The following is a 13,871-nucleotide window of genomic DNA, read 5'->3' as shown; positions in this document are numbered from 1 at the left end:
ATTAGTACGGAAAGGTTCCGTACATGAAGAGTATATCCTTTGACCGTTAATACAGCAAATCGTACGGAAGGATTCCGTACGATTTTCGCATACTGCTATGATGAAATTATTGCTGTGCTGTGGACTTCATCGCTTTGTGAATAGTCCCCTTCAAGTTTTCGTAGTTCACGTAGCAAAATATATAACAGCATTAGACCGGTAGCAGCCAAACCTGCGGCTAGTCCACCCCAGACGCCTTCTAAACCAAATAGGTTCATCAACACCCATGCGGATGGCAGGCCAATAAGCCAATAGCCAATACCGGTTGTTACCGTCGGTGCTTTAACCACTTTCATGCCGCGAAGAATGCTAATCGCAGCCAACTGCCAGGCATCAACCACAAAACAAGCCGCAACCATAATCATCACGCTTGGCAAAGCTGCAACTAGCTCTTCTGCCAGCGCATCCCCTTCAACATTGAAAACGAAGGTGAGGAACTCTGGTTTTGCTATCAGAAATGCACCAAATAATGCACTGGTAACGGTTACCAGCAACAAGGCTTGCTTGGCATAACGCTTAACCATAGCCGGTTCTTGCTGGCCGACATGCTGACTGACCAAGATTGAGACTGCCTGCGACAAACCAAAGGCCACATTCCAAGACAGGTTCAAGCATTGCATCGCTATCTGATGAATAGCCAGTGACACCGCGCCCAACGTACCGGCTAATAAAGCAACCGTTGAGAACAACGCATGCTCCATTAAGGTTGCGATCATGATAGGCACGCCAATGGCCAATAAAGGGACAAGAATACCCAAGCGGTACTCATGCCAATTGGTAAACGGGTTGTAGTTGCGGTATTTGTTGCAAGAGAATACCCAGTAGCCGTAGCCCAACATAACAATGAACGCTGCCAAAGCTGTGCCGTAGCCAAGACCGGCTAACCCCATCTCTAGCTTGAAAGCCATCAAGTAGCTCAAAGGAACATTTAAAATCACAGTAACGATAGACATCACCATTACCGAGCGGGTATCGCCGAATGCGCTGACCAAACTACGCAGTACCAACAACACTAGAGTTGGCAACATCGCCCACTTAAGTGCATCCAAATATTCAACGGCCAACACAACCGTTTCTGGATCTTGGTTCGCCTTAAGCAACAAACCATCCATCCAAAAGAAGATTGGCAACAAAGTTACCGTCAGAATAACTGACAACAATAGCCCACTTTTTAGAGAGATACTTACCTCGGCATCCCCCTGCTGGGTATTTTTCATTCTTTTGCCATAAGCAATTGCAATTAAGTTAGCCACACAACCTACGGTACTGCCAGCTACAGTAAAGACAATGGAATACACTGCCGCACCAAGACCACCACCCGCTATAGCTAGGATACTCAGCTGAGCCATCATCCAGACATCGGTAAAAACCAACATTTGAGCAACCAGCTGAGAAATTATGAGTGGCACTGCCAGGCTGATTAATTTTTTCATTTTTCACCACGAAACACTAAAGCATTGCTAAATAGACAGGGATCTCAGCGATGATAAAAAGGCGGCCTACTCATAAGAACACAAATGCGAAAAAGTAAGCTAAAAGTGCGATACAGCCATCAAACTGCTGAGATACTACTAATGTAAATTTTCCCAATTTGTGTTTCAAACGACATTTATAGTACCTTAGCATTCATAAAACTCATGCAAGAGACAACTTGAAAGCTGTTTCCTTCACTCTCGAGGCTAACGATGAAAAAAAGACACAATTTGTTGCCATCTTCTTTGAATGGACTAAGGGTGTTTGAAGCATCCGCTCGGCATCTTAGTTTCACACTGGCTGCAGAAGAGCTGAACGTCACACAAAGTGCAGTAAGCCGACAAATCAGGCAGTTAGAAGAGCAACTTGGGTTACCCCTTTTCATTCGCCATCACCGTGCATTGGAGCTTTCATCCCAAGGAAAAGAAATCGCTTTGTTGCTCACCCGCCAATACAGCGAGCTAAACCAAACCATTCGCCAATTGAAAGCCAAAGAAACAGATACTTTACGGGTACAGGTTGCTATGAGCTTTGCTGTGCGGTGGTTAATTCCGCGTTTGCATTCCTTTAAGTCACTTAACCCTGACGTCAATATTGTCTTATCTTCAAGCATGGGGCACAGCAACGAACTGTTGCAGTTGGAAGAAGATGACTGTGATATAGCGATATATAACGTGCCGGAAATCAGCAAAAGCGCCAATATGCCCACTTTTTTCAGAAAAGAGTATCTCGCCCCTGTCTATTCCGAGCTATTGACCAAAACCGACGAGCCAATCTCTGTCGATGAATTGATTGCCAATTACCCGCGCTTGCACCCGACGTCTGACCAATGTGATTGGAGTGAATGGCTCAGCCGAAATGACCGAACAGAGCAAATCAATAAAGATGGATTAACCTTCAATACACTGGATATGGCATTGACATCTTGCTTTGCCGGTCAAGGGGTGACCATCACCGACTTGATGCTGGTTGTCCATGAGCTTCAGCAAGGGTATTTAAAACTGCCTACCGAGGCGACTATTGTTACCAACAGTACCTGGCAGTATTACTATCAAACGGTCACCAAGGGTGACAACGTCACTCGCTTTATTGATTGGATGGTGCAAGAAGAGAAAAAAGATTGGGCCGCGCTAACCCATATGGCTGAGTTGCACGGCTGGAAAATCATTGATTAATTCAACTAGGTAATATGTTTATACAGAGTCGATAAGTTCTGGCAGTATCTCGAACAAATCACCGACTAGGCCATAATCAGCTATTTCAAATATGGGGGCATCTGCATCGCTATTAATAGCGACAATGACTTTGGCATCTTTCATCCCGGCAAGGTGCTGGATCGCACCAGATATCCCCACGGCAATATACAGCTCTGGAGCCACTATCTTACCGGTTTGACCGACTTGATAATCATTGGAGATAAACCCTGCATCGACGGCTGCCCTTGATGCACCAACAGCACCACCGAGTTTATCGGCGAGCTTTTCAATCAACGCAAAGTTGTCTTTACTCCCGAGCGCCCTACCGCCTGATACCACAACCCGAGCAGCGGTTAAATCAGGCCTTTCACTTTCAGAAGCCTGACGCTCTACAAACTCACTCAATGTATTGGCGATTGAGGCATCGAGTAGCTTTTGTTCAGCCTGAGTATCTGCCATTTGAGCAGCCTCAAACGCCGACCCACGGGTAGTCATTAAGATTTTGCTGTCTTTAGAGCGTACCCGCGCTAATGCATTACCTGCATATATCGGCCTAACAACAGTGTCAGCATTCTCAATCGTAACGACATCAGACAGCATTCCGACATCAAGCAAAGCCGCAACTCGCGGCAGCAAGTTTTTACCGAATGTAGTGGCAGGTGCAATAATATGGCTATGATCCGCTGCGATCTCGGTGATCAGCGTGGCACTATTTTCGGCCAATTGATGCTGGTAGACGGAGTTATCCGCCACCAAGACTTGATTGATACCTTCGACATGTGACACTTCTTCAACTACCGCTTGGCACTGATAACCGATTACTAATACATCTATAGGCAGCTTTAATGAAGATGCTGCGCCAACAGCTTTGTGCGTCTCTCCTGAAAGGCGATGATTGTCATGCTCTGCAATTACAAGTACCGTCATCCGATCACCTTTGATGTATTTTTGAGTTTATCAACCAACTCGGAGACGGAGCTCACTTTCACTCCACCAGAACGCTGAGCGGGTGCCATTACCTCAATAATCTCCTGATGGTTTTCGATAGCCACACCCAACTCATCTGGAGTTAGGATATCCAGTGGCTTTTTCTTGGCTTTCATTATATTTGGCAGAGAGGCATATCTCGGTTCATTGAGTCGAAGGTCTGTACTCAAAACCGCAGGTATAGTGAGCTGTAGAGTTTCCAACCCACCATCAACTTCGCGGGTGACTTTAAGTTCTCGCTGACCGCCATCTGTTACACCGTCACCCGCAATATCGATATCTGATGCAAAGGTACCTTGTGAGTAACCAAGCAAGGCGGAAAGCATTTGAGCGACTTGGTTGTTATCAGTATCAATGGATTGCTTACCTAAAATAAGCAATTCTGGTTGGTCTCTTTTTGCTATGGCTGCAAGTAGCTTCGCTACCGACAAAGGTTCAGTGACAGCGTCACACTCAATATGAATCGCTCTATCAGCCCCTAGTGCTAGGGCCGTTCTCAACTGCTCTTGGCAAGTTGCATCTCCTGCAGAGATGACGACAACTTCATCAGCATGGCCGGCCTCACGAAGACGTATCGCTTGTTCTACGGCGATTTCACAGAAAGGATTCATCGACATTTTGACGTTCGCGGTTTCAACGCCAGAGCCGTCATTTTTTACCCTTACCTTTACGTAAGGATCAATGACTCGTTTTATCGCAACATACACTTTCACAGGCACTTCCTTATCAAACCAAGGCTTTTAAACCTCGTAATTGATTTATTCTTTGAGCCTAGTTGAGTTTACGTTTACGTCAACTGGACTATATTTTAACCAAGCGCAGTTCAGTAAGGGATTGAAGCATGAGTTCAGAGCAACAAAGAGAAAGCATGTCGTTTGATGTTGTGATTGTTGGTGCTGGCCCTGCCGGACTGTCAGCTGCCTGCAGGCTGATGCAACTGGCTAATGAAAGCGAAGCGCCCTTATCAGTGTGTGTAGTCGAAAAAGGTGCTGAAGTCGGCAGTCATATCCTGTCGGGGGCTTTGTTTGAGCATAAAGCACTTGATGAACTCTTTCCTGACTGGGAACGGATGGAAGCCCCCCTCCACACAGCTGTGTCTGATGATAAATTTTGCTATCTTACAAATGAATTCAACCACATTACAGTTGCTGAACCTCTAGTTCCCGAAACGCTTCAGAACATTGGCAATTTTGTAATAAGCCTCGGTAACCTCTGCAGGTGGTTGTCAAAGCAAGCTGAAGCACTTGGTGTTGAAATCTTCCCCGGTTTTCCCGCCAAAGAAATTCTGTATAACAGCCAAGGTATGGTCGCAGGTGTTATCACCAAAGACATGGGATTGGATAAGCAAGGGGATCAAAAAGCCACTTTTGAACCCGGTATTGAGCTTCATGCCAAATACACCATTTTTGCTGAAGGCTCGCGCGGTCACTTGGGCAAGCAACTGATTGAGCAGTTTCATCTCGACCACGGTAAGCAGCCCCAGCATTATGCCCTTGGCCTTAAAGAACTATGGGAAATCCCCCCTGAACACCACAAACCCGGCCATGTTATCCATGGGGTTGGGTGGCCACTTAGCCAAACGGGTACTAATGGCGGCAGCTTTTTGTATCATCTGGAAAATAATCAGGTTGCCGTTGGTCTAATCGTTGATCTTAACTATCACAACCCATATCTAAGTCCGTTTGATGAGTTCCAGCAACTCAAACATCACCCCTTATTCAGTCAGCACTTAGCAGGTGGTCAGCGTATTGCCTATGGCGCAAGGGCGATTACCAAAGGCGGGTTTTCATCATTACCAAGACAGCAGTTTCCTGGTGGCGTTTTGGTGGGTTGCGATGCGGGCACATTGAACATGGCCAAAATCAAAGGTAGCCATACCGGCATGAAGTCGGGCATGATAGCGGCTGAAGCTGTCTTTCATGAATTAGAGCAAGGCTTTCATCAAACCACGCCAGGCTATGACAAATTCTTCAATAATTCTTGGCTTTATAAAGAATTACACGAATCGCGTAATTTCGGCGCCGAGATCCACCGTTTCGGCACCCTAATCGGTGGGGCACTTGCCTCTATCGAACAAAAATGGTTTAGCAAGTCCTTCAAGTGGTCACTCAAAGACGATAAACCCGACCATGAGTGCCTAGAACCCATTAGCGACCACCAGCCTATTGAGTATCCAAAACCTGATGGCCAATTGAGCTTTGATAAACCCTCATCTGTTTTTCTCTCTGGTACCCAGCATGAAGAAAATCAGCCCTGTCATTTGCTCCTAACTGATAGTTCAATACCTATCAATTTACACTTAGAGCGCTTTGATGAACCAAGCCAAAGGTATTGTCCAGCAGGCGTTTATGAGGTGATAGAAAAAGAAGGGAAAGCGGCATTTCAAATCAATGCCGCCAACTGCGTCCATTGCAAAACCTGTGATATTAAAGACCCGTCACAGAATATCACTTGGATAACACCAGAAGGTGGAGGCGGACCAAACTACCCAAACATGTAATGAACTACAGCGCTCACATTTACGTTGCAGCGGGTCTGGAGCGCTGTCTATAACTAGATAAAGTTACTTAACCCAGCGAGTCTTTCGCCACAACTCTTGTTGTTCATTAGACAGGAATGTCCAAGCAACAAATCGCGTCAACTTCTGGCCCTGCGCCATATCAATGGTTTTAACATCGACTGCCCCAGCCTTTTTCAGCTGTTTGTATATAGCTGGAAGATTATCTTTTTTCGATACCAAGGTCGTAAACCAGAAGCATTGAGTGGCCTTTTCACTGCTTTGGGTAATCATCCGCTTAATGAAAGCTGCTTCACCGCCTGGGCACCAGAGCTCTGCTTTTTGCCCACCAAAGTTTAACACCGTTTTTTTAGCACCCATGGTGTGAGACAGCACTTCCTGCTTGGAACCTTTGTTGCGAGTATTCTTTAGTCCGGCTTTGTTATGCCCACCTTTCTTTTCCGAATTCGCTTTTAGGTTCTTCACCTTACGCGCGCTACCTGCCATTGCTTCTTCTAACGAGGTATGGAATGGCGGGTTACATAACGTGAAATCAAACAGATCATTATCGTTGATCATTCCTGTGAAAATATGATCTGGATTTTTCTGCAAGCGGCATTGAATCCCGCCTTTCAAAGAAGGATTCGAATCAACAATGAACTTGGCCGATTTGATAGAGATAGGATCAATGTCGGCAGCGACAAGTTGCCAGCCATAGACACGGTGACCAATAATTGGGTAAACGCAATTAGCACCAGTGCCTATATCAAGCCCCTTGATTGTCTTACCTTTTGGAATTTTACCGCCATTTGAGTCAGCTAATAAATCAGCAATATAATGCAAGTAATCAGCCCTACCAGGGATTGGCGGACAAAGGAAACCGGCCGGAATATCCCAATAGGATACCGAGTAGAAGTGGCTAAGCAACGCGCGGTTGAGCATTTTCACGGCAGCCGGATCACTGAAGTTAACCGACAAATCACCGTATGGATTCTTCTCAACAAATGGCGACAATTCCGGACAACTTTGGATCAGTTTGTCAAAATCATAACGCGCTCGATGAGGGTTTCGTGGATGTAGCCCCTTGCTCGGCGCTTTTTGCTTATGTTTTTGTGCCATATTGCTTTCTTTTATCAACGGTTACTCGGCATAGAGCCTAAAAAGGAGTGGTATCCTACTTTAAACTCACTTCGCTTGGAACCACAGATATACCCATCTTGTTTGAATTTTAAACGAATAGGCAGAAACGTATAACGGTATGAGACTTGATTCTTAGAAGTTTTGTGAAAAGCACAGTGAAAACTGTACATTTTCATATTCTTAACTTTACTATTACATATAAAGTATTAAAAATGCTGTTGGGACTAAGCGGCTGAGGAAGAGGTTTACATGGATGTCATCAAGAGGACATGGTGGGTAATATTCATTTTTTTCCTACCTTTAAATTCAGTACAAGCTAGTCAATCCATTGCGTTTTACTACAACAGCATAGACTCGGTCAGAGAACTTGTTAACTATGACCGTGTCGTTGTCACACCCACCCTAATATCCGACAAGCAAATCGACACACTGCACAAAGCAGATACTTTAGTATTCGCCTACCTCAGTATTGGCGAGTATGACGGCAAAATACTACCAGAGAAGCTACAAGGTTTATCCCCACTTATTAACCCTAACTGGGCTAGCCATGTGATGGATCTATCAACAGATGCATGGCAACAATACCTAATTGAACAAGCAACCGCACTGTCAGAGCGTGGTTTTAATGGCATTTTTCTCGATACACTCGACAGCTATACCTTATTTGCCAAATCACCGGATGAAGCCAATAAACAACAGGTAGCTCTGAGTCAGATCCTTGAGCAATTGAATGCCCTACCCAAAAAACCGTTATTGATTTTTAACCGCGGCTTTGAAGTCATGAATCAATTGACCTTCAAGCCTTACGCTTTAGCCGCCGAGTCAATGTACAACAGTTATGATCCAGTAACGGATAGTTATCAGTTTGTACCCCAATCTGACCGCGAATGGCTTAACGGCAAACTCAATGAAGTGAAACAAGCCGGAGTCGAGGCTATTGTCATCGACTATCTTCCAGCCAGTGACCGCGCAGCCCAAAAACGTGCAGCACAACGCCTTCTCGACGAAGGTTATACCCCTTACATCAGTGATGGATTACTCTATGAATTCGGTGTAAGTACGATAGAACCGATAGCAAAACGCGTACTCGGTTTTTACGACGGCCAATTTGGCCGCATGGTGACATCACAGTGTCACCGAATGATGGCTATGCCCATTGAATATTATGGTTATGTCCCTGAGTGCCTTGATATTCGCACTACAAATTTCAACAAGCTTGATATCAGCCGATATGCAGGCGTCTTTTTTTGGTTAGAAGAGGTTAGTTATCAGCAAGTCCCAGGTCTGCAAACCTGGCTTGATAGCCTAATTGGCAAGCGGCCTATTTTATTTCTCAATGCACTGCCTACCAATCAATCGCTGTTGACGAAACTCGGTATTGCCAACAAGGGGGAAATCTCAGGCAATATCACGCAACAGCAAGGCCAAAACTGGACAAGGCAGTATTACCCTGCCTCATTTAGCCAATTTGAACAACACACTATGTGGCAACCCACACAAATTGGCGTCAGTAGTGAAATTTCTTTCGGTAATGAGAATGGTCAATCAACCACTTCTTTGTTCAAGGCCCCTTGGGGAGGCGCAGCTTTATCTCCCTTCCCTGTTATGAGCCTCGCTAACGGTAGTGAAACATGGATCATTGATCCCTTCCGGTTGATCAATGAAATCTTTCCTTTACCTCCTATTCCAGCAGCTGATGCTACAACAGAGTCTGGGTTACGTATTTTGACTAGTCACGTCGATGGTGATGGGTTCCCTTCTAAAGCATGGTTCCCGGGAAAGCCCTATACTGCCGAAGTGCTTAATGACTATGTTTTCAAAAAATACGATATCCCACAAACGATCTCTGTAATTGAAGGTGAAGTCGGCAAACGCGGTCTATATCCGGAACAAAGTAACAAAATGGAGGCCATTGCACGCGACATTTTCAGGTTACCGAATGTCGAGATTGCCTCCCATACCTTTAGCCACCCTTTTTTCTGGGATTTTTCCACCAATATCCAAAACAAACAGTACGGCGATAACCTTCCGATCCCTAATTACACAGTGGATTACTACAACGAGATTTTAGGGTCGATAAACTATATCAACAAAGAGTTAGCGCCTAAAGGTAAAAAGGCTGAGCTAATTTTATGGTCTGGCCGAGCAGATCCAACTGAAGAGATCCTAGCTATTGCTGAACAAGCCAATGTGCTTAATGTAAACGGTGGAAATACCTACGTAGTTCGTGGCAACAATAACTTTACTCAAGTTTCTCCCTCCATCGTCTGGTACCCAAGTGCGGTACAGGTTTATGCGCCGGTCCTGAATGAAAATCTCTATACCAATCTATGGACTGAGCATCATGATGGCTACAGTCGCGCAGTTGAGACATTTGAGATATTAGGCTCTCCCCGCCGCTTAAAAAGTATAAGCATCTACTACCATATGTATTCAGGAGCCTATCCAGCCTCACTTAATGGCCTGAAGAAAGTCTATGACTGGGCCTTAAGCCAAGATGCAACGCCACTTTACTTGAGTGAGTATGCCAAAAGAGCCAGTGCACTCTACGAAACAGGCGTTGCACGAACACTTGATGGGCAATGGCAGATCACCAGCACAGGTATTGCGAGTGTTCGTTTGCCTGAATCATTGGGCTACCCAAATGGAGATCAATTTGCCGGTTGGAATACAGGCCCAGATGGCAAATTTATGATCCTTAAGCAACCCAAAACCCGTTTTAGTACAACAAATACGCAAGACAATGACCTACAACTCAAAAGCACTAACGGCAAATTGGTAACGTGGGATGTCACAAACAATACTATTGACTGGTCTGTATTGTCTCACACGCCGCTAAAGATAGTCGTGAGGGGGGCTAAAAGTTGTCAAAGCCTTAGTGGGGTTAAATTAACGACTAAAAACCGTGGAAAAGGAAATATCGAGCTATCAAGTTCACAAAAAGGCTTACTAAAAGGCACTCTGAAGTGCCAAATGCTTTAGGGAAAAAGGAAAAATCTATAAGCGATGGCAAAAGATAACAAGAAGAAGCCGAGAATAAGACTGATCAACAAGTTCACTCTTGTTGTGCTAACTGCAACCTCATTATGGGCGTTGTGGTTAGTTGCGCCATCTAAGTCCATGCTTATCCAGCTTATCGCCCGTTCGTCTTCTCCTGAAGTATCTCTGGCATTTCTAGAACAACTCTATAATGAAGACCCTAAAAACCGCGCCATAATCAAACAAATTGTTGATAATTATGCCGCCACAGGTCAACTGACAGATGCCACCATTCTGCTTGAAAATATCCTCACAACAACAGAAGGCAAAGATGACTGGGGGGCGATTGGCCGTTACCTTAGCCTACTACTAGAGCAAACTTATCAAGACAACCCTGAGCTGAAACAACAAGCTAATGATGATCTGTTAGCGCTGTTAGAAAAAATTGACTACGTACCTGAGGCAGAGTTGGCAAGAAAATTTGCTGATACAGCTATTTCCCTGTCGATGCCAGGCAAAGGGTTCAGTTATCTCTACCCCCACCAGCAAAGTGGTGAGACTTCATACGACGAGTTGGTTTCACTTGCTTTACAAAGCGAGGACTATGACAACTCGCTAAAAGTAAGGCTTGATGCCTTCCGTGAGTTTGAAGATCTTACTCATGCGCAAAAGTTATTCGACCTTATGCTGATTAGTGGCCAGTCGCAACTCAGCCGTGATTTCCTTATCAGCTACAAAGGCGAACTCTATAACAACCCAGATTTTCTTAAGGCTGGAATTGAACACTCCAAACAAATCGGTAATCTTGATGTCGTCTTATCGCTTTCGCGCCAGTTGCTGACTATCACACCAACGCCTGAGCTATATGAACAAACTGCGCAAGCCGCAATCGCATTGGGTGAACTAGAACAAGCAGAAGAACTATTGTTAACAGCGATCCAGTTATCACCCAGCCCTTACAATTATGTCTTGCTTCATCAGATATATCGCTGGCAAGGGAAAATTTCTAAAGCTCAATCTGTTAGTTTAAAACTGGTTACATTGAGCCCAAGTGCAAACAATATTCGCTTAGGTATTGATGAGTCTCGGGCGCTAGGTGATATCCTCAGCGAAGGGCGTTTGTTTAAACAACTCGCTTCTCATAATCTCATCCACCCTAAAGAATATAGCGCTTGGCTGAACGCTGTTGAAAAAGGTGAAGGAACCTCCTCCGCTTACAAAAGCTTGCTGTCCTTGCTTGCTAAGCGACCTTATGACGCAGATTTACTCAGCCACACTACCCGCTTGTACAGTTATCGAAGTGACCATCAATCAGTTATCCGCTATGGCAATCAGCTTCAACAAAGACGCTCTCTCACCTTTTCTGAAGCGGAGAGAATAGCTAACGCCCATATCATGTTGAACCAACCTAAGCTGGCATTAAATACGCTGGTCAACCCAACTGACTGGCAACAAGCTGATGATGATTATCTTGAAGCTGTCTCCTCACTTGCATGGGAGACCAACAACCGTACTATCTCTATTGCCTCACAAACAGAAATAGCTGCGCGAAACAGCACAAACATTGATACGTACCGTTTTATCAATGTTATGTCACCATTGGATGACGATAAAATCGATCAACTACTTTCTCTCTATGACAAAAACCAAAGCCCAGAGTTGCTCCTTGCTGCGCTAAGGCACGCTGTTGATAGAAAAGATAAGACTCTACTGACCGAACTTATTCAACTTGCTAAGCAAAACCCTAATCTCAATCAGAATGTGGAGTTTCTCACCTATCAAGCAGTCTTGGCAGAATGGCAGGATGATCCACAACAAGCTAAACAACTGTATTTGGCAGTTTTACAGCTAGACCCTGTCAATGTATCAGCTGTCGGTAATTTGATATGGTTTGCTCTCAACGAAGGGGATACAGATACCCTTGAGCGTATTTATCTGCAATATAAGCCCGCTTTGAGTAGTGAACGTGATCTCTGGTTAGCCTTTGCCAGTGCGAGCCAACAACTTGGGTTAAACCACGATGCTGATGCATGGTATCGGCAAATACTGCTCAAGGACTCCTCTTTGGAGCCTTCTGTATTACTGAACTATGCGCTGTTGCTTGAACAACAGGGTAATGGTGAAAAGTCTTACCAATTACGCCGTTACTTACTAGAACAGAAAACTGCTGAACTGCTGTCTTTACCTGATGGCGATATAAGCTACCGCTCTCTTGTGAAGATGTTTATCGGTGAACGCGTTGCATCACAACTTATAGAAGAAAACGCCTTATCTAACCCAACTGACTCCAACGTTGGTGAGTTATTCGGTAACTATCTGGCCTATAGCCATGGCGAGAAAATTCTCTTCTGGCAACAACGAACAGCATTGGGCAAATATAAAATCCCTGAATGGCAGCAACTTTCACTAGCACTGCAGAAAAAGGATCGCGTTGCGGTTGAAGAGATATTGTCACGCTCAGTAAACTTGCCTAAAGCCGATGAAAACGTCGCCTTGCAGTTTATCGGTAAACACCAAGAGGCCTGGCAACAAGGCCAAGCCAATGTTGGCAAGATGGCAGATAAAACTGCTGAAAACCAATTACGTCGAATACATGTGCTGCAGCATCCTTCGAAGACTCACAGTATTCGGGCACAACATACCCAAATCACACACTGGGATGTCGACCGTTCGAGCTTAGATTATTACTCACCACATTATCATGGCAACTGGCGCCTGGGCATTGACCACCAACGTGCGGGTTCACCGGATCAATTAGCCAATACCGACATTGATAATGAGTTCCGTTTGCGCGGTCGGTATCAGCACCAAATGAGCGAAAGTTACTGGGCCTTGGGTGTTGACCTTGCTGATGGCATCGGTGATCAACGACTCGGCTTAAATGGTGAGTACCAATTCGCTGTCGATGATTATTTGCGCCTTGGGTTCCGGTTTGGCCTCAATAGCCACATCGAAGCCAGTCAATTGCTAAATATTGCAGGCCAAGACAACCTGCTTGGCTTTAACCTTGCGTACCAACCAACGGCCAGGGAGTCTATCGCCTTCCAATTTAACCTACACGACCTATCAACGCGTTTTGATGATGATATTGGCCAAGGATGGGACTTAAACTTACGTGTTGCAGAGCAGTTTTTCTTTGCCGACCCGGCATGGCAGGTATATGCCGATGTCACCATGCAGAACGTGAATCTCAGTGATGATCCATTAACCGGTATCAATCGCTGGCACAATGAAAGTACACCACTCACTAGCGGTGATTTTATCGAAGACAAATACCAGCGTATTGGACTCGGCCAACGCGTTTGGCATGGCGAGCCTGGTCAACCCGGAGCAACAGTACCTTCCCCTAGATATTGGTTCGACAGTTCACTGGGTTACAATTTCTCAAGCTCTCAGGTTGATGTCACGTTAAGTGCAGGCTTAGGCTGGCGTATATTCGGCAATGATGAACTTTACTTAACCACTGACTGGCAAAGCCAAGACAGAAATGGCGATGAGTCGTTAAAAATATCACTAGGCTATTACTACGGCTTCTAGCCATATCGAATTTAACAAGGATG

At 45.1% G+C, this 13,871-nt stretch carries 8 protein-coding genes; 4 read left to right on the top strand and 4 right to left on the bottom strand.

Annotated elements, in window-relative coordinates; all coding sequences use genetic code 11:
* Nucleotides 1-95 precede the first annotated feature (95 nt).
* Nucleotides 96-1,472, bottom strand: a complete 1,377-nt coding sequence (locus C9J01_RS02845) for an MATE family efflux transporter (protein ID WP_107296584.1) — start codon at nt 1,470-1,472, stop codon at nt 96-98.
* Nucleotides 1,473-1,724: 252 nt separating this feature from the next.
* On the opposite strand from C9J01_RS02845, the gene C9J01_RS02840 reads away from it, so the two are divergent.
* The gene (locus tag C9J01_RS02840; RefSeq protein ID WP_107296583.1) at nt 1,725-2,687 is read left to right on the top strand and encodes a LysR family transcriptional regulator; all 963 of its coding nucleotides are present in this window, start codon (nt 1,725-1,727) and stop codon (nt 2,685-2,687) included.
* A gap of 18 nt (nt 2,688-2,705) precedes the next feature.
* Here C9J01_RS02840 and C9J01_RS02835 read toward each other — a convergent pair whose 3' ends face one another.
* Together C9J01_RS02835 and C9J01_RS02830 are read right to left on the bottom strand one after the other, a co-directional pair.
* Nucleotides 2,706-3,650 carry an electron transfer flavoprotein subunit alpha/FixB family protein gene (locus C9J01_RS02835; protein ID WP_419686433.1) on the bottom strand — a complete coding sequence of 315 codons (945 nt, stop codon included), beginning with the start codon at nt 3,648-3,650 and terminating at the stop codon, nt 2,706-2,708.
* The gene (locus C9J01_RS02830) at nt 3,632-4,408 is read right to left on the bottom strand and encodes an electron transfer flavoprotein subunit beta/FixA family protein (protein WP_107296581.1); all 777 of its coding nucleotides are present in this window, start codon (nt 4,406-4,408) and stop codon (nt 3,632-3,634) included. The genes C9J01_RS02835 and C9J01_RS02830 overlap by 19 nt, the downstream gene beginning before the upstream one ends.
* Before the next feature lie 155 nt (nt 4,409-4,563).
* Between C9J01_RS02830 and C9J01_RS02825 the strand changes: the two genes are divergently transcribed.
* On the top strand, nt 4,564-6,195 hold the full coding sequence (locus C9J01_RS02825) for an electron transfer flavoprotein-ubiquinone oxidoreductase (protein WP_107296580.1): 1,632 nt from the start codon (nt 4,564-4,566) through the stop codon (nt 6,193-6,195).
* Between the two features lie 63 nt (nt 6,196-6,258).
* Here the strand turns inward: C9J01_RS02825 and rlmF are convergent, their stop codons facing one another.
* On the bottom strand, nt 6,259-7,311 hold the full coding sequence (rlmF, locus tag C9J01_RS02820) for a 23S rRNA (adenine(1618)-N(6))-methyltransferase RlmF (protein ID WP_107296579.1): 1,053 nt from the start codon (nt 7,309-7,311) through the stop codon (nt 6,259-6,261).
* 270 nt (nt 7,312-7,581) lie between these two features.
* Here rlmF and C9J01_RS02815 point away from each other — a divergent pair, with 270 nt between their 5' ends.
* Both C9J01_RS02815 and C9J01_RS02810 read left to right on the top strand, forming a co-directional pair.
* Complete coding sequence (locus tag C9J01_RS02815; RefSeq protein ID WP_107296578.1) at nt 7,582-10,314, top strand: endo alpha-1,4 polygalactosaminidase; 2,733 nt, start codon at nt 7,582-7,584, stop codon at nt 10,312-10,314.
* Nucleotides 10,315-10,338: 24 nt separating this feature from the next.
* Entirely contained in the window at nt 10,339-13,848 is a 3,510-nt protein-coding gene (locus tag C9J01_RS02810; RefSeq protein ID WP_107296577.1) for a tetratricopeptide repeat protein, read from the top strand.
* The last annotated feature ends 23 nt before the right edge of the window (nt 13,849-13,871 follow it).

It is taken from the genome of Photobacterium rosenbergii (assembly GCF_003026455.1).
GTDB classification, from domain to species: Bacteria; Pseudomonadota; Gammaproteobacteria; order Enterobacterales; family Vibrionaceae; genus Photobacterium; species Photobacterium rosenbergii.
Note: the sequence above shows the minus strand (reverse complement) of the source record. Positions and strands in the feature narration are given on the sequence as shown.

Excerpts from the sequence above, each read along its gene's own strand:
- C9J01_RS02815 (WP_107296578.1), top strand. The coding sequence starts at position 7,582 with ATGGATGTCATCAAGAGGACATGGTGGGTAATATTCATTTTTTTCCTA.
- C9J01_RS02825 (WP_107296580.1), top strand. The coding sequence starts at position 4,564 with ATGTCGTTTGATGTTGTGATTGTTGGTGCTGGCCCTGCCGGACTGTCA.
- rlmF (WP_107296579.1), bottom strand. The coding sequence starts at position 7,311 with ATGGCACAAAAACATAAGCAAAAAGCGCCGAGCAAGGGGCTACATCCA.
- C9J01_RS02840 (WP_107296583.1), top strand. The coding sequence starts at position 1,725 with ATGAAAAAAAGACACAATTTGTTGCCATCTTCTTTGAATGGACTAAGG.
- C9J01_RS02810 (WP_107296577.1), top strand. The coding sequence starts at position 10,339 with ATGGCAAAAGATAACAAGAAGAAGCCGAGAATAAGACTGATCAACAAG.
- C9J01_RS02845 (WP_107296584.1), bottom strand. The coding sequence starts at position 1,472 with ATGAAAAAATTAATCAGCCTGGCAGTGCCACTCATAATTTCTCAGCTG.